The sequence below is a fragment of the Methylobacter marinus A45 genome (assembly GCF_000383855.1).
Taxonomy (GTDB): Bacteria; Pseudomonadota; Gammaproteobacteria; order Methylococcales; family Methylomonadaceae; genus Methylobacter; species Methylobacter marinus.
On record NZ_KB912877.1, the window covers coordinates 1,720,471 to 1,739,001 of the forward strand.

Annotated in this window: 21 protein-coding genes; 7 read left to right on the top strand and 14 right to left on the bottom strand. The window is 53.1% G+C overall.

The annotated features are described in order from the left end of the window. The first annotated feature begins 156 nt into the window (after positions 1-156). The 3 genes from METMA_RS24270 (at position 157) to METMA_RS24275 (ending at position 1,192) form a co-directional block, all read left to right on the top strand. Positions 157-336 carry a BrnT family toxin gene (locus tag METMA_RS24270; protein ID WP_040590450.1) on the top strand — a complete coding sequence of 60 codons (180 nt, stop codon included), beginning with the start codon at positions 157-159 and terminating at the stop codon, positions 334-336. A 34-nt stretch (positions 337-370) separates the two neighbouring features. After that, on the top strand, positions 371-559 hold the full coding sequence (locus METMA_RS0107845; protein WP_020158527.1) for a hypothetical protein: 189 nt from the start codon (positions 371-373) through the stop codon (positions 557-559). 174 nt (positions 560-733) lie between these two features. Next, positions 734-1,192, top strand: coding sequence for a protein tyrosine phosphatase family protein (locus tag METMA_RS24275; RefSeq protein WP_020158528.1), 459 nt, complete (start codon positions 734-736; stop codon positions 1,190-1,192). 147 nt (positions 1,193-1,339) lie between these two features. On the opposite strand, the gene METMA_RS0107855 is transcribed toward METMA_RS24275, so the two are convergent. After that, positions 1,340-1,642: an XRE family transcriptional regulator gene (locus METMA_RS0107855; protein WP_020158529.1), complete on the bottom strand. Its 303-nt coding sequence runs from the start codon at positions 1,640-1,642 to the stop codon at positions 1,340-1,342. Then, positions 1,639-1,983: a type II toxin-antitoxin system RelE/ParE family toxin gene (locus tag METMA_RS0107860; RefSeq protein ID WP_020158530.1), complete on the bottom strand. Its 345-nt coding sequence runs from the start codon at positions 1,981-1,983 to the stop codon at positions 1,639-1,641. The genes METMA_RS0107855 and METMA_RS0107860 overlap by 4 nt, the downstream gene beginning before the upstream one ends. A 353-nt stretch (positions 1,984-2,336) precedes the next feature. Between METMA_RS0107860 and METMA_RS0107865 the strand changes: the two genes are divergently transcribed. From METMA_RS0107865 to METMA_RS0107880, 4 genes are all read left to right on the top strand, one after another. Further along, complete coding sequence (locus METMA_RS0107865; RefSeq protein ID WP_020158531.1) at positions 2,337-4,493, top strand: amylo-alpha-1,6-glucosidase; 2,157 nt, start codon at positions 2,337-2,339, stop codon at positions 4,491-4,493. Between the two features lie 440 nt (positions 4,494-4,933). Continuing rightward, complete coding sequence (locus METMA_RS0107870; RefSeq protein ID WP_020158532.1) at positions 4,934-5,338, top strand: hypothetical protein; 405 nt, start codon at positions 4,934-4,936, stop codon at positions 5,336-5,338. A 243-nt stretch (positions 5,339-5,581) separates the two neighbouring features. After that, a complete protein-coding gene (locus METMA_RS0107875) occupies positions 5,582-6,220 on the top strand; it encodes a hypothetical protein (RefSeq protein ID WP_020158533.1) in 639 nt (212 codons plus the stop codon). Positions 6,221-6,304: 84 nt separating this feature from the next. Then, the gene (locus METMA_RS0107880; RefSeq protein WP_020158534.1) at positions 6,305-6,730 is read left to right on the top strand and encodes a restriction endonuclease; all 426 of its coding nucleotides are present in this window, start codon (positions 6,305-6,307) and stop codon (positions 6,728-6,730) included. Between the two features lie 247 nt (positions 6,731-6,977). Here the strand turns inward: METMA_RS0107880 and METMA_RS0107885 are convergent, their stop codons facing one another. The 12 genes from METMA_RS0107885 to METMA_RS0107940 form a co-directional block, all read right to left on the bottom strand. Further along, positions 6,978-7,193 (bottom strand): hypothetical protein, encoded by a 216-nt coding sequence (locus METMA_RS0107885; RefSeq protein WP_020158535.1) that lies wholly within the window; start codon positions 7,191-7,193, stop codon positions 6,978-6,980. Positions 7,194-7,207: 14 nt separating this feature from the next. Then, positions 7,208-7,663, bottom strand: coding sequence for a tellurite resistance TerB family protein (locus METMA_RS0107890; protein ID WP_020158536.1), 456 nt, complete (start codon positions 7,661-7,663; stop codon positions 7,208-7,210). Positions 7,664-7,691: 28 nt separating this feature from the next. After that, positions 7,692-8,891 (bottom strand): TerD family protein, encoded by a 1,200-nt coding sequence (locus tag METMA_RS0107895; protein WP_020158537.1) that lies wholly within the window; start codon positions 8,889-8,891, stop codon positions 7,692-7,694. A 25-nt stretch (positions 8,892-8,916) separates the two neighbouring features. Continuing rightward, positions 8,917-9,885: an HpcH/HpaI aldolase/citrate lyase family protein gene (locus METMA_RS0107900; RefSeq protein ID WP_020158538.1), complete on the bottom strand. Its 969-nt coding sequence runs from the start codon at positions 9,883-9,885 to the stop codon at positions 8,917-8,919. Next, the gene (locus tag METMA_RS0107905) at positions 9,882-10,994 is read right to left on the bottom strand and encodes a cysteine protease StiP family protein (RefSeq protein ID WP_020158539.1); all 1,113 of its coding nucleotides are present in this window, start codon (positions 10,992-10,994) and stop codon (positions 9,882-9,884) included. The genes METMA_RS0107900 and METMA_RS0107905 overlap by 4 nt, the downstream gene beginning before the upstream one ends. Then, on the bottom strand, positions 10,987-11,742 hold the full coding sequence (locus tag METMA_RS0107910; protein WP_020158540.1) for a hypothetical protein: 756 nt from the start codon (positions 11,740-11,742) through the stop codon (positions 10,987-10,989). Before METMA_RS0107910 ends, METMA_RS0107905 begins: the two co-directional genes overlap by 8 nt. Continuing rightward, positions 11,714-13,015 carry a phosphoribosyltransferase domain-containing protein gene (locus METMA_RS0107915; RefSeq protein WP_020158541.1) on the bottom strand — a complete coding sequence of 434 codons (1,302 nt, stop codon included), beginning with the start codon at positions 13,013-13,015 and terminating at the stop codon, positions 11,714-11,716. The genes METMA_RS0107910 and METMA_RS0107915 overlap by 29 nt, the downstream gene beginning before the upstream one ends. A 91-nt stretch (positions 13,016-13,106) precedes the next feature. Beyond that, the gene (locus tag METMA_RS0107920; RefSeq protein ID WP_020158542.1) at positions 13,107-13,694 is read right to left on the bottom strand and encodes a TerD family protein; all 588 of its coding nucleotides are present in this window, start codon (positions 13,692-13,694) and stop codon (positions 13,107-13,109) included. A 25-nt stretch (positions 13,695-13,719) separates the two neighbouring features. Then, on the bottom strand, positions 13,720-14,979 hold the full coding sequence (locus tag METMA_RS0107925) for a VWA domain-containing protein (protein ID WP_020158543.1): 1,260 nt from the start codon (positions 14,977-14,979) through the stop codon (positions 13,720-13,722). Between the two features lie 18 nt (positions 14,980-14,997). Continuing rightward, complete coding sequence (locus METMA_RS0107930) at positions 14,998-15,573, bottom strand: TerD family protein (RefSeq protein WP_020158544.1); 576 nt, start codon at positions 15,571-15,573, stop codon at positions 14,998-15,000. Between the two features lie 61 nt (positions 15,574-15,634). Beyond that, positions 15,635-16,210 (bottom strand): TerD family protein, encoded by a 576-nt coding sequence (locus tag METMA_RS0107935; RefSeq protein WP_020158545.1) that lies wholly within the window; start codon positions 16,208-16,210, stop codon positions 15,635-15,637. Positions 16,211-16,231: 21 nt separating this feature from the next. Then, positions 16,232-17,257, bottom strand: a complete 1,026-nt coding sequence (locus METMA_RS0107940; protein WP_020158546.1) for a DUF475 domain-containing protein — start codon at positions 17,255-17,257, stop codon at positions 16,232-16,234. Between the last annotated feature and the right edge of the window lie 1,274 nt (positions 17,258-18,531).

Below are 18,531 nucleotides of genomic sequence, written 5' to 3' on the forward strand. Positions count from 1 at the left end.
TCAACCCTGAAAACAGCCCGTTGAACTTCTCCTCCAAAAAATATCAGTCGTTTCTGGTCGTCGAGTGCCTCTGAGGGGCGGCTTCATGGGGCTGATGAAATATCCGGGTTAGGGAATCACTTGTTAGCTGAAATTGGTAAAAGGAGCATTTGAGAAATGTATGATTTTGAATGGGATGAAAACAAAAATAATATAAACCGTGCTAAGCATAAAATTGACTTTATGGATGCAATACAAGTCTTCTTTGATGAACGGCGCCTAAGTAAACTCGACAGGGAATACTATCAGAGTCATATCAGCACGAAAGGCGAACAAGAAAGAGCGTGCGACATATGAACGTGGAATATTTTGATTTTTAGGAGGTTAAATCATGGCCATTAAGAAAATTTCTGCTGAAGAAGTTAAGAAGCTAAAGGGCAAAACCAACTGGCAAGAGGTTGACGAGATTACCGACGAGGAAATCGAGGATGCAGCAAAAAGTGATCCGGATTCAGCATTGCCCACAGACGAAGAGCTGAAGCAGTTCAAACCAGTCAAGAAGAAAAATGAGGAAAAATAAACATGGCTATAAAGAAAGTTAGTAGTACAGAAGCAAGAGAGTTGAGAAATGATGAATTAGCCAGGTTTCGGAAGGGAAACCGATAGCATTCAACTGGTATCAGGACCGTAGGTGCGATTACGTTGCGCTAATCGCACCTACGGTCCTGCACAAGAGGAATAATAGAATCGAGACATGGCGCTGGAGCACATAAAAAACTTCATACCGGTCACCCCTAGACTGGCCACCGCGGGCCAGCCATCCGAAAGCCAGTTGCGAGAGGTTGCTGCGGAGGGATTCGAGGTCGTCATTAACCTCGGCCTGCTTGATCCGCGGTATTGCCTGCCGGATGAGGCGGGCCTGGTGCAGTCGTTAGGGCTTGAGTATCACCATATCCCAGTTAACTTTCAGGCGCCGCAACGGGAAAATCTCCAGCAGTTTTTTTGGCTCATGAATGCCGTCCAGGGCAAGAAAGTTTTCGTTCACTGCGCGGCAAATAAGCGCGTTACCAGCTTCATGGCGTTGTATGGCGAAGCCAGGCTTGGCTGGTCACGCGAGAAGGGCAATGACTTCATGCGTCGCATATGGCAGCCTGATGAAGCGTGGGCATCATTGATCGCACTTGTTCGGCAAGAACGAGAGAGGAATAGCTAACCATCGGCTGGAGCCAGCACCGCTGGCGCGGCTCAGACGCATCGTTGAACAACTGCTTTCTATATTGCAGCCGCCATTTTGCTGACATTCTTGAATGTCTCTGGTTGGCCGGTTTTGAGCCTACAACTGGCTATGCTGGCACAAAATTTACATCGGTTCTAATTCTATTCTTACCTTTTTACCCAGAGCGGCGGCGGCGCTCACTAAGGTGGTCAAGGTTAAACTGGTATCTTCTTCATCCAACAACCGATTAAGCGAAGCTCTGCTAGTGTGCATTTTTTTTGCCATTGCCGTTTTACTGAGCTTAAGCGCAGACATGCCTTCTGATATTTGCCAAGCAATGACCCGTTTGGTCGCTACCGCTGTGACTTCATCAAGTATGGCTTCTTCGCTCAGGAAGTCGTCGAAGCTGCTGCCGATATGAGGATTCTCTTCATGTTGACTGTTCATTGCTTACCTCGTAATGTTTTCAATCTTTGTTTTGCCAAATCGAGTTCCTGCTTCGGTGTTTTTTGACTTTTCTTGATAAAGCCGTGCAGCAAAATCATCGTATGATTGTCGATGACAAACAGAACGCGCGCAATCCGGTTATCAAGCTTAATTCTGACTTCCCAAATGTCGCTTTCGAGATGATCGACTAACGGCATACCAAGAGGCCAACCGAATTGCACCGTTTTAATATCTTCGCCAATCGTTTTTCTATCTTGGGCCGATAGTCCTTTCAGCCATTCTCTAACGGGCTCGCTGCCGGCTTCAGTTGCAAAAAATCTAACAGACAGGATTGGATTCATTGATGCAGCGTACCAAAATAGGTACGCAGTAACAAGCACTCATTGATTATAAAAACGATTGGATCAAAGGGGGGCGGACTCGATTGAAATAAAGACTGTGACCTTCCACAAATCAATCGAATTTGACCCCATTGACTCTCAGAGCGCATTACGAACTTTCAATAATAGATTTATAAATCAAGTACTTGACTAGAGCTCTATATAACTCGATTGATTCATTAGCATCGAATACCCCGGCAATTAGAACAAGTTCATAACACACTGTAATAAAGAAAATGCCCAGGCGGTGACATGAACCTGCCTGAATCCGCTAGGTCCAATAGACTGTTTTCCTCTTCGTGGAGGTAGTTTGTATGGCTCTGGATGTCACGGTCGGCCCTCCCGTCACCATCATCAATTATGGAAATACCTTCCTCGTCTCCGAATTCGACGGATCCATCACAAATGCTTCCGACCAGGGTTTCTATTCCCGGGATACTCGATACATCAGCCGCTATCAACTCTACATCGATGGTCAGCCCTGGATCCTCCTGAATTCCGCAACGATTACTTATTACGCGTCGCGGACCTACCTGGCGAACCCCAGAGTCATCACGGAGCATGGCGAAATTGCGCCGTCAATCCTGGGACTCGTACTGAGCCGTGCAGTCGCCGAAGGGCTGCACGAGGACATTGATCTTCGGAACTACAGTTGCCAGCCTTTGCACTTCAATCTTGAGATCCTGATTCGCTCCGATTTTGCCGATATCTTCGAAGTCAAGGCCAAAGAGTTTACGCGCAGGGGGCACATCGAAACCGAATGGAAGAGCGCCCCCCAGCAGTTGATCACCTGCTACCGCCACGATGATTTTCACAGATCGCTCATCGTGAGGATGGAGCACTGCACCTCGAAGGCCGTATACGGCAATGGCCGCCTCAATTTCGAGGTGGATCTCCCGCCTGGGGCCGCCTGGCACGCCTGCTGCAAATACGAGATCCTCGAAGGCGACCGCCTCCATGAAGCGCCTGAGGAATGCGCCCATGCGCTTCATCGCTCTAAAACCGCCCGGAATCTCTCGCACTGGAAGCAAGTCACCACTCAGATCACCACCTCGAACGAAGATTTCTATCGGCTCTATCGGCAATCCGTCGAAGACATGGCGGCGCTGCGCCTGCCCCGTGATGATGAACAACAGCAGGAGATGCTCGCAGCGGCCGGAGTCCCCTGGTTTGTCAGCGTTTTCGGCCGTGACAGCCTGATCGTGAGCCTGCAGAATCTGATCGTATACCCGGATTTCGCCCGGGGCACCTTGCGGCGCCTGGCGGATCTTCAGGCAACCGAAATTGATGATTACCGGGACGCCGAGCCCGGCAAGATGCCCCACGAGCTTCGGTCCGGCGAGCTGGCACATTTCAAACGCATCCCGCATACGCCCTATTACGGCACGGCCGACGCGACCATCCTGTATCTGATTGCGCTGCATGAAGCCTGGAAATGGTTGGGCGATGACCTGCTTTTCCCCCATTACCAGGATGTCATACGGCGGTGCCTGGAATGGATCGATCATTTTGGCGATCGCGACGGTGACGGATTCCAGGAGTATCAGACCCGTTCCGGTCGCGGTTACGAAAACATGGGCTGGAAGGACGCCGGTGATTCCGTCGTCTATCCGGATGGCTCGCTGGTCAAAGGGCCGAAAGCCTTATGCGAACTTCAGGGGTATGTCTTCGATGCCAAGCTTCGGGTCGCGGAAGGAATCGAATACTTTGGCGATCCCGAGCGAGCCGCACAACTGCGAAAAGAAGCCGCAGAGCTGCAGAGTCGCTTTGAAGAGCGCTTCTGGTGCGAGGATCTCGGCTACTACGCCTATGCCCTGGATGGAGACAAGCAACCGGTCAAGACGATCGCATCCAATGCAGGCCATCTTCTCTGGAGCGGCATTGTGCGCCCGGACCGTGCCGAGCAGGTGGTCCGGCGACTGCTCAAGCCCGATCTTTGGAGTGGTTGGGGCATTCGAACGCTCTCCGAGAGGAACCCGGCGTACAACCCGTTCTCTTATCAAAATGGTTCGGTATGGCCGCACGACAATGGGATCATCGCCATGGGTTTCAAACGCTACGGATTCACGAAAGAGGCGGGGATGATTGCCCGCGATGTCAGCGAAGCCGCCAGTTACTTCAGGTTCAGTCGCCTGCCGGAACTGTATGCGGGCGTCAAGCGGAGACCCGGTACTTTCCCGGTCCAGTACCTCGGCGCGAATGTGCCCCAGGCCTGGGCAGCGGGCAGCGTGTTTCATTTGATTCGCGCCATCCTGGGGCTCGACGCCGATGCCCACAAGAAGACGCTCTACATCGATCCGGTGCTGCCCCGCTGGCTGCCGGACCTCACCCTTCACCAGCTGCGGGTGGGCCAGGCAGCCGTCGATATCCGCTTCTGGCGCGAAGGGGAAGCGACCCGGCATGACGTGCTCGCCGTCACGGGTGAACTGAAGGTGGAGCCCCGTGAAACTCCCGGAGTGAAAGAAGTCTGAACACACGTCAGGATCAATCGCCTTTGATTTCAGCCGCTCAGATCAGCCGTCATCACCAATTTATCCTTCCCCACAGCAGGGCGACAGGGTCAGTTCTCACATTCCAACATTTTGCGTTCTGCGCTATAGTTGATTCATAAATCAATCGAATCCGACCCCTTTGATTCAGAGAGGCGACTAACAAAGCGTGGGCGTTGGGGGCGACAGCCGCTTCAAAGAACGCATTCAATTACAACTGGCGCGGCAGGTAGAACCATCTCCCAGAGGGGATGACAGAAAATCGGCTCAATTTAAAATCAATCGAGTCTGCCCCCCCCCCCCCTTGATTTGACCCCTTTGATTTAGAGATTAGGCAAGGGATAAAAGAAGAAAATGCCACCAATGTAGCCATTACTGACAACGACTATAAATAGCCTACAAGTTAAAGTTTTGAGCCCCCAATGAATGAAACCATCAAACAACCCTCATTGATTTTTTCAATAGGCAAAATTTTATATTTCCTGCTGCCCTTTCCTGTTGCCTTGCTATCTCTAAGTCTCATGAGCATGTATATGAAATACTACGACATCGGAGTTAATATGGCGGCCAATAATAGTTTTTTGGTTTTCTTTGTAGCACCCGTACTACTCATTGTCCTTTACATCACAGCAGCAACCAGCCTGTATTTAGTGAATCGATATTTTAAATATCAATGGCTGGGGATTTTGCTTGGTAGTGCATTAATATTTATCGTGGGAATTGGCTCATTCTTAATCGAAGTTCAATCTGATTTGGATTATCCAACTGAAAAAACTAAAAATATAACACTGTTTTTGAAATACTATGTCAGTGAAATATTTGAATAATAATTAATAAAATGGTCTGTCAATACGATAATCAATGGGATCAGACTCAAAATCAATCGAGTCTGACCCCTTTGATTTTTCTTAAGGTAGCAATATTGGAATCTGACCCCATTGATCCGTGAAAATTACATAGGTTATCCTGTTTAAATCAACAACGTTTTCAGAAAAATTGTTTCGACGCTGTGGTCCGGTGTGTAAAATATGCAGGTCTAAAGAATCACTTATTAGAAGCTAAGAAACGGAATGGATGCATCAGAATATATAAAAGAATCAGAACATGCTGTAAGGCAGTTGTTTGAAGGAGCGGCATATTACCGGCAAATACTTCAAGAAATGCCGAATCCTGTTTTCGTTTCAGGAATTCCATTTGATGATAAGGATTTATGGAATGAAGCCTTCTCGAAATGGTATGAAGAGAATAAGACCGATATCGAGAGGTCGAGAGAAAAGAGTCACGAATACTTTGGTCTGTCATTTTCTAATGCGACTCTTTGTGGTTCCATACTGCAAATTGCATCAATGGCAATCGACTCGTTTTCCCAAAATGAAGAAGTTCCTGAGTCTTGTAGCGGTTTCGTGAATTCTGGACAAAAGGCTGTTAAATCTTGCATAGGTCGAGAAGTGCGAGGACTCCCCGTGGGTATTGTTATTTATGCGGCCCGCAATCAATACAATCATTGGGATGATCCCAATCAGCGCCGTATTACTCAAGCTGTTTTCGATGCTTTAGCCCTAGGTCATGGTTATGGGCCGGTTAGAGACCCTGCCTTTGATCTTTCAAACCCAAAACTTGATATCTATAGCCACAATATCCTGACTTTATTGGAATGGTCGACATATGAAGACTATGAGACTGATATTCGTACGCTCATCTTGCCGTGAGTATAATGCTTCTAACCACGCGCTCCAGCCGACGTCGGCGCTATCGTGCCTATTAGGCTTAGTTTGACGTTAGAGCGCGAAAGCATGAGTAACAAACACCGTGGTGACGCATTCGCCCGCTTGGTGGGCGAATACCTCTCTCGCAATGGCTACCACGTTGAGCCGGAATACCCGACCAGCGTTGGCCTTGGCGCCAGGAAGAAGAAGCATAGGTTTGATTTCGGAAACGAGAAGATCCTCATCGAGTGCAAAGCATACGACTGGACCGCGGGAAGTAATAATCCGAGCGCGAAAATCGCAACTCTGAATGAGGCGATGATGTACTTTCATAGCGCGCCGCCAGATTACAAAAAGATGGTCTTTGTCTCAGCCACGGGCAAGAAGGGAGTCAGAACTTCCGAAACGTTCGCTGAATACTATGCCCGTCTTCACGGACATTTCATCCCAGATGACGTTGAGCTCTGGGAGTTCAACACCGAGACGCTGAATGCAAGGCGTATCGCGCTCTAACAAGCGGCTCCACTCGAACACCTTTCGCTGCGCTCGCTCGGCGCCGGTGAGCTGCGGCGTTGAGCGGACAATTTGTGACTTATAGCTGCATTCGAAAATACTTATCGACAGGCTGGAAATGGCACATAGCAGCCTTTCATTTTTAATCTTCAAAAAATACCAACACCAGTCTGAATTTGATTTCATTGATGGCAAATCAAATCCAGACTTTTACACATGCAATCGTTGGTGACGTTTTTGGCTTGCGCTACTTTTTCGGTTTGGCGCCGGTCATCGATATAAACAGCAGCCTTAATCCTTCAAGAAGCGCTTCTTTTTTGCTGCCGTTGAATAATTGAAAGACTTGGGTAGCCAGATGGTTTTCTTCCTCATTGAGCCTGGCCGCAGGCAGCCGGGGCTGATGTTTGCGCTTTAAATCATAGCGCTTCTCAGCGGCTACCTGCCGGGCAGACCTTTTTTTCATGGCCACTCAGGCGGCTACAGCAATTCAAATTCAACGGGATCGAGTGACAGTTCTTTCGCTATCCTGACGGCCATCCGTTTCTCATAGTCGTCAAAATCGCCATCCGATCCGGCGATGCTGATCACCATTCTCATAATCAGTCGCGCCGCCGCGGCGTTGCTTTCCATTTTTTTCAGCGCCTCGAAGGCCTTGGCTTCCCCGATATCCTTGTCGAACTGCAACTGGCCGACGTAGGTCTGGAAGGCGTTGACAACGTCAATCGTGGTAAAGACCGAAAGCGCGTCATGCGCTTCGATGAATTTGATCATTTTCTGCTTTTCATCGGGACTGATCACGCCGTCCGCCATGGCGATCAAAGCGGAACCGGCCATGGTGGCGTTCAAAAAGTCCTTGTTTTTGAATTTCAGCGCCTCGGTTTTCAGTTCCGAGGCTTTGTTTTTGAGTGAGGTTAAGAAACTTTCAAAACTCATACTATTTTTCCTTCTGTTAAAAAATGGGTTATTTGGATCCGGGTTTATAATTCAATCCCCAGCCGTAAGCGACATCCATGGGCTGGTGGCCGTTGAAATAGTCGACTAGCTTGGTGATCACCACCTGGTTGTCGATATTCTCCAGCATGGCGATGGCGCACATCATCTGGTCGTTGCGATGGCTGTCCAGCCTGACTTCGATATCGGCCTGCCCGCTGTTTTTTATGGTAATCACGGCATCGGCATGCGACCAGTTCGGGATGCCTTCGTAGATGAAGGCAAACACCAGCACGCGCCGGAACAGGTGCCAGTAATCGCCATTGATGGCAAGGTTCTCGCCGGCTATCGACGCGCCGCTGCGGTCATCCTGGTCCAGCTCGATATACGGCAGCCGGTGAAAATTTCCAAAGCTGTCGCCCAAGGCCTGGATGCCGCCGATCGAACCGTCCTGTAGCTCGAACAGGCAGCCCAGGTCGAGGTCGATGCCGCCTTTGGCGCGGGAGAAAAATCCAGGGGATTTGACCGGCACGGCATTCCAGTTCAGATTGACGTGGATTTTGCCCAGCTGGCCCTGCGGCTTTTTATCCAGGGAAATGGACTGGCCTTTTTTCTCCAGCGTCACCTTGCTCAGGTTGATCGGCCTGGGCGACGGCTCGGATGAAATCGGCGGCACGGCCGGCGCGGCGCTCTCGCCTTCCCCGACATCGACGCCGTAGTGTCTGGCCAAAGGCTCCAGCCCGCCCACAAAGCCCGCGCCGATGGCCCGGAATTTCCAGTTGCCCTGGTGCCGGTACAGTTCCGCGAAGATCAGCGCCGTTTCCGAAAATGCCGAGGTATCCAGCGCGAACGAGATCAGTTCGATGCCGGAGAGAAAATCCTTGACCAGCACGGTGATTTTTTTCACGTCCTTGAACGCCAGACCTTTGAGGTTGCCCTGGAAAATCGTCGAGGTGAAGACGATTTTATGGATCTGCGGCCCCACGCGGTCCAGATGCAGCGTCAGCTTATGGTTGGCGCAGTCCAGTTCGACGCCCTGGTCAAGCCTTGAGGGCTGGTTGAAAAACACGAAATCGTTGTCCGAGCCCACCTTTTCCTTGTCGTTCAACAGAAAGGCGCTGGTGTCCAGCGCCAGGTCGGGGGGCATTTGCGCGGGGATAATCATGACATGCAGGTCATGATGCGCCAGGGTGATATTTTGTCCGGAGACGAGGTCTTTGCGCGCGTTCATGGCTAATCCATCGATGTTTTAGAAATCAGGCATAAGAGGAAGTGGGCGACAGGTAGCTGACATCCGTGGCGCTCTGATCCTGCCCATAACAATGATAGCGCTGCAGAATCTGCCGCGCCCAGTTTGAATGGGTGGAGACCTCGCACATGGCATCATGCATCCTGAACACCGCCGGCATATCGCGGTTCAGAATGGACAAGGCCATTTCATGGTCCTGGCGGGACACCGCGTAATGCCTTTCTATCATCGGTATCTGCTCGGGATGAATCGCGGTTTTGCCGACCAGGCCATGGGCCATGTCCAGGCGGATCTCCCGCTCCAGCGTCGCGTTATCGTCCAGGTATTCGTACACGGGTGCAGAAAGCGAAAAGCCCAGCGGCTTGTAAGTCGTTACCAGTTGGGAAATAACGCCAGACAACGGCGTTTCGTACAGGGTCATGCCCCGGGGACGGCGCAGTCCCAACAGATTCAGCAAATCGTTGCCGCCGATCCGGATCAGGATTATCCGGGCTTTCATGGCATCCTCGGACAGCGACACGGCCAGCTCGCGCATGGCGCAGGGGTCGAAAACGTCCGCCGTTTCCAGGGTCGGCATGATCAGGAACCGGGTCCCCCGCAACGCCTCCAGGTACTGGTCGCGGTTGGCCTCGTTAAACTTGGGCAACACAAAGCCATCGATTTTATCGATGCCCGGCAAATCCAGAATGCGTTTCAGTACCTGCGGATTTCTGGGCCGGATAAACCGGCGTTTACTGGCAATCGAACTGATGAGCGGCAAAAAATTGCCCAGCTGCCGAAGCGACAGCTCGACATCCTTCTCGGCGACCGCATCCTCGGTGCAGATAATCATGGTTCTGATAAACGCAATCTTCTCCGCGTTGGCGATTTTCAGCAGGTCGGGATGCATGGCCGGCACGTATAAAGGCGCCCCCAGCGCCCAGCCCGAAGGCTTTTCCGTCAAATGCGGCTGAAAGGACCGTCTTGTTATTGTCATGTCAGTTCCTTAATTAAAGCGACCGACCGATAAGGCAGATCCGGGCAGATCCTGATCGCTATGTTTTTTGTCTCGGCAAGATAAAGCAGGTGTTTGACGGCGGGATCCTCGCGCTTTCTCACCAGCAATAAATTCGCTTCCCGCCTCAGGAGCACCCGGGTCGACTCGCCGATGCCGGGTTTAATCAGATTCTGGTCGGCAATGCCGAAGCTGTCGCGGACCCAGGCCAGAAACTGCCGGGACCGTTCCCGCAGCACCTGTTTGGGCAGCCTCTCGCCGGACAGGCGCAACTCGGGATCGAAATGCGGCGAGGCCGGCTGCGTCATGATGTCGTCGGCAACGCGCATGATCGAGTCGACGAATCCCTTGGAAATATCGGCGTCGGAATAATCCCGATAGAAATGACAGCCGTGATAGTCCGTCTCGCGCAATTGCTTTTTGTCGATCACCGACCGGCTGACCAGTCCCGACACGGTCGCGTTAAGAATACTGGACGGAATCAGATAGTCTTCCGTCGATGCCGATACCGAGGCGGTGCCGGCCAGATCGGACAGCACATAAAGCTCGGCCGGAATCTCAATCCGGTATTTTTCCTTGAAACGCCGCAGGCTGGTTTCCAGCTGGCTTGAAATAACGCCCTTGCCGGTCCAGCCGTCGATAAACACGATGGACTCCGGGGCATGATGCTCAAGAATATGATGCAGCGCATTTTCGTCGATGCCGATGTCGCGGATGATCGAAATCGAATAATGCTCGGCATCGACATCGAAATACCGCGCGAGCACGCGCTTCAATAACACCCCGACCGGAGTGCCCGCGCGCACCAGGGACACCAGGGTGACGCCGTTGCCGCGCGTCTCGATGATCCGTTTGGCCAGGATCAGCGTGTGTTTGGCCACCCGCGCCTGATTGTCGGCGAGCGCGCGCCGGAACAGGTCCAGATAGTCCCGGGAAGGCCGTTTTTCATGGGTAAGCATCTGCGAATAATGCTTTTTGCCGGCCTGAATCAGGGCTTCCTTGACATGAACCGGCGTGTTTTCGACATGGATCGGCTTGAGCAAAAAGCGCACATCCTTGGACGGATAGCTGCCCGAGAAATAATCAGACATGGTGAAAAAGCCCTCCTAACTGTGATGTTTTGGGAATCATGGCGTAATCACAAAGTGACATGAACGGTATGTCGGTCTTGCTGTCGCCCATGCCGATCGTCAATATCGGCCCATGCAGGCGCGCATACCGTTCCTTCAGAAAACTGACCGCGTTGGCCTTCCCTATCACGTCGGGAATGACGGCCAGGTTGTTGCCGTTGAAATGGTAGTAAAGCCGGCCCGATAAAACCGCTTCATGCGGCCTGATCACCGCGTTCAGCAGCTTGTCCAGCGCGTCCTCGTCCGCCGCCGCGTGCTTGACGACGCCATACCAGGTGACGCCGAAATCCTCGATCAATCGCGGTTTCAGCGCCGGCTCGTGGCGCGCATGGCATTGCACCTGCTCCCACAGGTCCAGCAGGTCGCGGTGATAGGGCGGCAGCATATCGGCCATGCGGCTTTGCCACTCCGGGTCGAGGCGGCGGTTTTTGTCCAGGATGACGGCGCCATGGTTCAGCACCGCTTCCTCGGTAAACGGCAGGTCGACCCTGGAAAAGGCATCGAAATTTCGCGCCGTGACCGGAATCATGCGGCCGCCGCCGGAAAGCCACTGCCACAGCCGTTGCTGCTTGGGCGTGGCGTACGAGATCACCGAGCCGTCCCTGAGATAGGCGCGCGGCTTTAGCATGCGCGGGTCAATCGACTGCCCGCACTTGCGCAGCGATTGAAACAGCGTATCGTCAAGGTCGATAAAAATGAAACTCTGCATTATTGTTATTGTCCTGACAGGAAAATCGCGCGCTGACGGCATTCAGCTGTTTGATGAGGCCGACAAAATCAAGGCCGTCAGGCGTATTGCCCGGCACTAGCGGGGTTTCGTGGCAAAACACGATCAGGCGAAAATCGCCCGGATTAACGTTGTAAAGGAAATTATCGATATCATCCTGGTAGTTGTCGGTAAACCGCAGTCTTGACTTGATGGCGCCTTCCGGAAAAATGGGCGAGCGTGTCGTGGCCTGAACCGTCACGCGATAACCGAGTCGCTCAAGTGAGCGCCCCAGCAGATAGGCCGGCGGATTGCACTCGCCTGTGCCAAGCACGAGAATCGGCCGGCTGTCCGCGCCGTCGGGCAAAAAAGCCAGCAAGCCGGCAATATTCAAATCGGAAAAACGCACCGGCCGGCCCATACCCAGCCGGCCGGGCCAGGCCAGCAGATCGCGCTTGCACAAGCCGTTGCCGGCGACATTGATGGTTTGATCGCGAAATTGCTCCGGGTTCGTATCGACAGGCTCGAAACGCAATTGTCCGGCCAACAGATTGACCCATTGCACCGGGATGCCGGCCGACGCTTCAAGGCGGTGCCGGTGCTCGGGCGAGGCGAAATTGACCAGACTGACGATGATGACTTTTTCCAGGCGCGGATTGACGGCACGGTAGGCCGCTATCAGGCGGGCAAACGTCGCGCCGGTGCTGATTTCGTCATCGATCAGCACCAGTTGCCGGGCGCCCAGAAACTTCGTCCGGTCTTTTTCATGCCCTGGATAATAAAGGAAAAAATCGGTGGCGTGGCTGTGATCCTCGGTAAATTCAAGCCGGTCGCCGCCGGCCAGGTGATAGCGCGTCGTCTGCATGAACAACGCATCGCGCACGCCCAGTGCGTAAGCCGCCTCGAACACGCCATAGCCCAAACCGGTCGCCGTTTCGGCCATGCCTACCCAAAGCGAGGGCGCCGAAAAATCGTTACCGGCAGACAGGCTTCTGGCCAGGGCGCGGTAAGACCAGGCCATGGTTCGCGGCGACACGGGATAATGCTTGCCCAGGACTTTGCTGACCAGTAAAAAGCCGCGTTTGCTGTTAATGCGCGAGGCAAACCCCAGCAACCGGTGCAGCGGCACCCGGCCGGGTTCGGTCGTGATATGCAGCTCGCCGGTTCTGAGCTCGACGAGCCGGTGCCGGGCTGCGCCGGCCGAATCCGCTGGCGTCGCCCCGGTTGCCGCATTCGCCTGCACGCCGTCCGCGGCATGCGCGAAAGCCCGCGTCATGCCGGCCTCCGGGAGATCGGACGGAGATTTTCTAACGCGGCATGAAAGGACGAAAAGGTTTTATGAAACCGACTGCGCATGAATAAGCCGCTTACAGGTAGGGAATAATGGCCGGAACCAGTTGTTCAAACGTGCGACCATTGGACGCTTCGCCGATGGCATGCATTTTCCATTCATTATTGTGCCGGTAGACTTTAGCCATGATTTGCGCCGTGTGCGCGCCCTGGGTCGTCAGCGTATAGCGGGCGATTTCGCTTTGATTGGCGGCATTGACCATGCGGCAGTAGGCATTTTCAACCGCGTCAAAGGTCTGGCCGGTAAAGGAGTTGACGGTAAAGACCAGGGACTTGATGTTGGCCGGCACTTTCGACAAGTCAACGATGATCTGCTCGTCATCGCCGTCGCCGGCGCCGGTGGTATTGTCGCCGGTATGCACGATGCTGCCGTCGCGGCTTTTCAGCTGCCGGAACCAGACCGTATCGGCAACCTTGTTATCCTCGCCGAACAGGATGCACGAGGCATCGAGATCGACTGAACCGCCACCGCCGCCGAAAAGACCGCCCAACATGCCGCCTTTTTTCGCCGCATCCCAGCCCAGCCCCATGATCACTTTGGTGAGCGCCTGCCCGGATTCCTTGTCCAGGGATATTTTTTGACCTTTTTGTAACGAAATTGCCATTGGTAAATCCTGTGTGAATTGATAATTAATTGATGATGCCTTTACTTTTCGCCTCGGCGAACCATGATGGAAGTTCCTGAAGCAGACGGTCGTAGAGTTCCTGTTCCGATAGGCTGTCGAGATCATCCAGGGCGAAAAATCCGCAATTGTCGACCGTCCGGCCGGACATCGTGTCGAGTTTTTCAAGAATGCCGTAATTGCGCCCGCCAATGCCGACAAACTGCCAGAAAATCAGCTGCGCTGAAGCCTCGGTCAGCAGTTTTTTGATTTTCGCATTCTGGTCCACGCCGCCGTCACTGATAAAAATGATGAACACCGGCATAGCCGTATCCTTGTAATGCGCCAGCACCTCCTTGATCACTTCGGGCTCATTGTTGTACGAAAGCATCCGCCATTTGCGCCAGCCGCCGTTTACCGTGTCGATGTAATCGGCGTAATTGCTCAGCGTGGCGGCGGGCAAAGCCAGCGGTTTCGCCGAAAAAGCCCATACGTCGAGTTCACCGTCGTCGTCGAAATGGACGGCCAGCGGCAATATCCGGTTGACCACCTCCTGAACGCGGCCGCGCCGGTATTGGCCGGTCATCGATCCGGATGCATCGAGCACCAACCCGACCCGGGCGACGACATCCGTCAGGCGTTTTTTCTCAAGCGAAATCGAGGCTTTTTTGGCAAGGTCGACAAGCTGAGGCGCGGCCTCGGCCACTTTTTTTTCCAGTGATAATCTGGCGGGGGCTACATCGGTTGGCAGCTCATCGGCGACTTCGCCGCCGAAATGCCTGACCAGCGCCGGCAAGCCGCCGTCGAAGCCCTGGCCGGTCGCGCAAAACCGCCAAGCGCCGTCCTTTCGGTAGAACTCGCCCAGAATCAGCGCTTTTTCATTGTGGAAATCCTTGCCCTCGAAAGCGAATTCCGCCACCGGGCGGTCTGCCGCGACCAGTCTCAGAAAACCTGACTGCACGCGGCTCATGGTCTCCGAGCCGTCGATAGTGGCGGTAATCACGAGCCGGTCTATCGAAGCCGGCAAGGACGACAACGTGCAGTAAAAACCGTTTATCCGGTTGTTCATGAGGGAAATCGAGACAGATCCGCAAGGCGTTTTCGGCTGGTTGAAAAAGGTCATGTAGCGATCATCGGCTAATTTCTGATCGCCATCGACGCCGAAGCAGGAAAAATCGACTTCGGTTGTCAACCCGGTCATGCCCACCTGAATCTGAAATGATCCGTCGGGCAGGTTTTCGGGCAATAGCTGCGCTAAAGGCAGCCTTTGGCCTTTACGGATCTGCATAAGCTTTCCCCGGCAGTATTAGACGTTGACGCCGAACGATGAAGCCAGAGGGCCCAGGCCGCCCGCGAAGCCCTGGCCTACGGCCTTGAACTTCCAGTCCGTGCCATGGCGGTAGATTTCGCCGAAGATCATCGCGGTTTCGATGGAGGCGTCCTCGCTCAAGTCGAAACGGGCGATTTCAGTGCCGTTTTCTTCATTGACGATGCGAATATAGGCCTTGGAAACCTGGCCGAAGTTTTGATTGCGCGTGTCGGCTTCGTGAATCGTGACCGAAAACACTACTTTGTCGACGTCCGCCGGTACTTTTGAAAGCTCGACCTTGACGGTTTCGTCATCGCCTTCCGCGTCGCCAGTCTGGTTGTCGCCCATGTGAACCACGGCGCCGTCGGCCACGTTTTTATTGTTGTAGAAACAGAAGTCGGCATCGCTTCTGACTTTGCCGTCGGCTTTTACCAGAAAGCAGCTGGCGTCGAGATCGAACGCCGCGCCGTCGGTCACGCGCGCGTCCCAGCCCAGGCCGACCTGTATTTTATTGAGCCCGGGGGCTTCCTTGCTCAGATTGACGTTGCCGCCCTTGGATAATGATACAGCCATGATTGTCTCCTTATTACGTTGTTGTCGTTATATGTTCTTTGGAACACTCTGAAATTAAGATTTAAAGCTGAATGCCATGCTGGATGGCCAGCGCCTTCAAGCCGCCGGAATAGCCCTGGCCGACGGCCCTGAACTTCCACTCGTTGTTATGCCGGTAGATTTCGCCGAAGATCATCGCGGTTTCGATGGAGGCGTCCTCGCTCAAATCATAGCGGGTCACCTCATTATTGGTATCCTGGTTGACCAGCCGGATCGCGGCATTGTGCACCTGCCCGAAATTCTGGCGCCTGGCATCGGCATCATGGATGGTCACCGCCACGACGATTTTGGTAATGTCTTGCGGCACCTTGTCCAGGACCACTTTGATCACCTCGTCATCGCCGTCGCCCTCGCCGGTGCGGTTATCGCCGGTATGCTCGACGGAGCCGCAGGTCGACTTGAGCTGATTATAAAAAATGAAGTCGTGATCGCCGCGGACCTTGTTGTCGTCCTTGACCATGAACACACTGGCATCGAGATCGAAATCCAATCCATCGGTCGATCTGGCATCCCAGCTCAAACCGACCAGCATGTTCTTCAACTGCGGATCGGTTTTACTTAAGCTGATGTTGCCGCCTTTACTCAATGAAATAGCCATCGCGTAATCTCCTGTAGTACTTTATGAAGAGGAATTCGCCGCTTCTTTTTTCTTAAAGCGAATCGAGGATAAAACAGACAGGGCAATGAATGCCGCGCCGATCAAGCCGGTAAACACTTCCGGAATCGGCGTGTGGGTGCTGATCAACATTATCAGCGCCAAAGCCCCTATCGCGTAATGGGCGCCATGCTCCAGGAACACATACTCGTCCAGCGTGCCCTTGTTGACCAGAAACACGGTCAGCGAACGGACGAACATGGCGCCGATACCCAGACCCAGCATGATGATCACGATGTCGCGGGTAATCGCGAAGGCGCCGATCACGCCGTCAAAGGAAAAAGAGGCATCCAGCAGTTCGAGGTACAAAAACGCCATGACGCCGCCCTGTTTGATGGTATCCGCGACAGCCGCATCCTCGTCTTCGGTCTCGACCTGGAAAAACCGGTCCAGACTGCTGACCAGCCCGTACAGGAAAATGCCCCAGACGCCGCCGAACAGCACATCATGCTGATGCGGTTCTTCAACAATCGCATAAGTCACCAGTAATAACAGCAACGATAATGTAGAGGCCACGGCATCGATTTTGCCAAGCTCCTGGACTTTTTTCTCCAGCCGGCCCAGCCAGTAAGTTTCGCGCGCCTCGTCAAACAGAAAAGAGAACGACACCAGCAGCAGGAAAGTCCCGCCGAAGGCGGCGATAAAGGCATGCGCGTCCTGTAAGTATTTAGCGTATTGATCGGGCTCGCTAAGCGCCATATCGGTGACCGAGGACAAACTCAGGCCGGTCGCGAACGCGACGATCAGAATCGGAAACAGCAACCGCATACCGAACACGGCGACGATAATCCCCCAGGTAAGAAAACGCTGCTGCCAGACAGGCGACATGCGTTTTAAAACAGAGGCGTTAACGACGGCATTATCGAAAGACAGGCTGACTTCCAGCACCCCCAGAATCAACGCCAGAACCGCGCCCTCGATACCGCCGAAAATAAAGGCCGCGATCAGGCAGACGATGGTGAAAAAAATAGAAAGTTGAAAATAACGCATAGGTGGCAAATTTTTAAGGTCAATGGAAAGAATTGTTGATAAAAACTAAGCAGGATACAGCATGGACGCGGCCTGAAACTCATCATACATATCGCCGGATCCATTTTTTAACGTTTGATCAAAATAGCGGATGGACCGAAGCTTAAAAACACCAAAGCATTGAATCGGCAAAAAAGCCACTTGGAACGGAGTAAGTGTAACCGGTATGAAAAAAAGGCGAAACAGCATTACCACGATTTCACTCCAAACGGGAATGATCCTGAATCCCTGCGTACGCGCCCAGGAGGGATCGGTGTATGAAGCGCCCGAAACACGGGCATGGCGACGGGTATTTTAATCGTGCCAGGCGCTTTGGAAGCGGGCCCGGAACCGCGACAGGCCATCAAGTAACCGGGCGCGGCGCAGGCAGCAGCACAATTAATCTTCCTAACATTCAATTTTTTTGACCTTCAACTAAAATTATCAGGTGAGCTGTTAGACTTTTCCGGATACTACCTAGGGTGTCCCATATTGTCAATGAAAAATGCCCGCCCCTGGCGCCAGCCCTCCGCAACAAATCCGACAACTATTAAGGCCCTATCTCAGGCCCGGTTTGGGCGGAAAATGCCGGTCCCGACCGGTTCGGTATTCCGCGGGGTTATACCGCAATCGGGTACCGCGCGGCTTTCAGACGGCGCCAGTGACGCATCTTGATGCCGGAAAAATCCGGCTGCATATTTTTATTGTCAACGGGCCGCGTCTGGCCTATAAACGGTACAGTACCAGTACTTAGCCAATTTAATTATGACGTTTAAACTGTAGGTGCGAATTTATTTGCACTGTGCGGATACCCTCTAGGGCACAAGTACCCATAGGGCATAAATAAATCCGCACCTACCTAAGTACTAGAATCAATTGCCAGGCACTCAGGAAAGCCATTGATCCGACGGGATTCAAGCGATCCTCGCATGCGACCGCACTCTTGCGCCGCTCTTGCCTGGCTTATAACCTGACGTTACGCACAGGCAGAGGCTCATGCCGTCCGCAGCTTCGAACATGGGCTGACCGGCCGGGTTTTTAAATGGGGGCAACCGCAGTAGTGGGAGCGATGCCTACATCGCGATTCAATACCACCCGGCAAGTCGCGATGTATACCCGAAGGGCATAAAGGCATCGCTCCCACAAGGACGGCCTTAGCCTGAAGGAATGGCGGAGGAAGTTTTTAACCGAGTCCGCCCCTGCCGGCGCCTGAGTCAATTGTCTGCGTAGCATCAGTTATAACTATAAATTTTTGT

Excerpts from the sequence above, each read along its gene's own strand:
- METMA_RS0107845 (WP_020158527.1), top strand. The coding sequence starts at position 371 with ATGGCCATTAAGAAAATTTCTGCTGAAGAAGTTAAGAAGCTAAAGGGC.
- METMA_RS0107880 (WP_020158534.1), top strand. The coding sequence starts at position 6,305 with ATGAGTAACAAACACCGTGGTGACGCATTCGCCCGCTTGGTGGGCGAA.
- METMA_RS0107870 (WP_020158532.1), top strand. The coding sequence starts at position 4,934 with ATGAATGAAACCATCAAACAACCCTCATTGATTTTTTCAATAGGCAAA.
- METMA_RS24270 (WP_040590450.1), top strand. The coding sequence starts at position 157 with ATGTATGATTTTGAATGGGATGAAAACAAAAATAATATAAACCGTGCT.
- METMA_RS0107930 (WP_020158544.1), bottom strand. The coding sequence starts at position 15,573 with ATGGCTGTATCATTATCCAAGGGCGGCAACGTCAATCTGAGCAAGGAA.
- METMA_RS0107885 (WP_020158535.1), bottom strand. The coding sequence starts at position 7,193 with ATGAAAAAAAGGTCTGCCCGGCAGGTAGCCGCTGAGAAGCGCTATGAT.
- METMA_RS24275 (WP_020158528.1), top strand. The coding sequence starts at position 734 with ATGGCGCTGGAGCACATAAAAAACTTCATACCGGTCACCCCTAGACTG.
- METMA_RS0107895 (WP_020158537.1), bottom strand. The coding sequence starts at position 8,891 with ATGAACGCGCGCAAAGACCTCGTCTCCGGACAAAATATCACCCTGGCG.
- METMA_RS0107855 (WP_020158529.1), bottom strand. The coding sequence starts at position 1,642 with ATGAACAGTCAACATGAAGAGAATCCTCATATCGGCAGCAGCTTCGAC.
- METMA_RS0107860 (WP_020158530.1), bottom strand. The coding sequence starts at position 1,983 with ATGAATCCAATCCTGTCTGTTAGATTTTTTGCAACTGAAGCCGGCAGC.
- METMA_RS0107935 (WP_020158545.1), bottom strand. The coding sequence starts at position 16,210 with ATGGCTATTTCATTGAGTAAAGGCGGCAACATCAGCTTAAGTAAAACC.
- METMA_RS0107910 (WP_020158540.1), bottom strand. The coding sequence starts at position 11,742 with ATGCAGAGTTTCATTTTTATCGACCTTGACGATACGCTGTTTCAATCG.
- METMA_RS0107925 (WP_020158543.1), bottom strand. The coding sequence starts at position 14,979 with ATGCAGATCCGTAAAGGCCAAAGGCTGCCTTTAGCGCAGCTATTGCCC.
- METMA_RS0107940 (WP_020158546.1), bottom strand. The coding sequence starts at position 17,257 with ATGCGTTATTTTCAACTTTCTATTTTTTTCACCATCGTCTGCCTGATC.
- METMA_RS0107920 (WP_020158542.1), bottom strand. The coding sequence starts at position 13,694 with ATGGCAATTTCGTTACAAAAAGGTCAAAAAATATCCCTGGACAAGGAA.
- METMA_RS0107865 (WP_020158531.1), top strand. The coding sequence starts at position 2,337 with ATGGCTCTGGATGTCACGGTCGGCCCTCCCGTCACCATCATCAATTAT.
- METMA_RS0107890 (WP_020158536.1), bottom strand. The coding sequence starts at position 7,663 with ATGAGTTTTGAAAGTTTCTTAACCTCACTCAAAAACAAAGCCTCGGAA.
- METMA_RS0107875 (WP_020158533.1), top strand. The coding sequence starts at position 5,582 with ATGGATGCATCAGAATATATAAAAGAATCAGAACATGCTGTAAGGCAG.
- METMA_RS0107915 (WP_020158541.1), bottom strand. The coding sequence starts at position 13,015 with ATGACGCGGGCTTTCGCGCATGCCGCGGACGGCGTGCAGGCGAATGCG.
- METMA_RS0107900 (WP_020158538.1), bottom strand. The coding sequence starts at position 9,885 with ATGACAATAACAAGACGGTCCTTTCAGCCGCATTTGACGGAAAAGCCT.
- METMA_RS0107905 (WP_020158539.1), bottom strand. The coding sequence starts at position 10,994 with ATGTCTGATTATTTCTCGGGCAGCTATCCGTCCAAGGATGTGCGCTTT.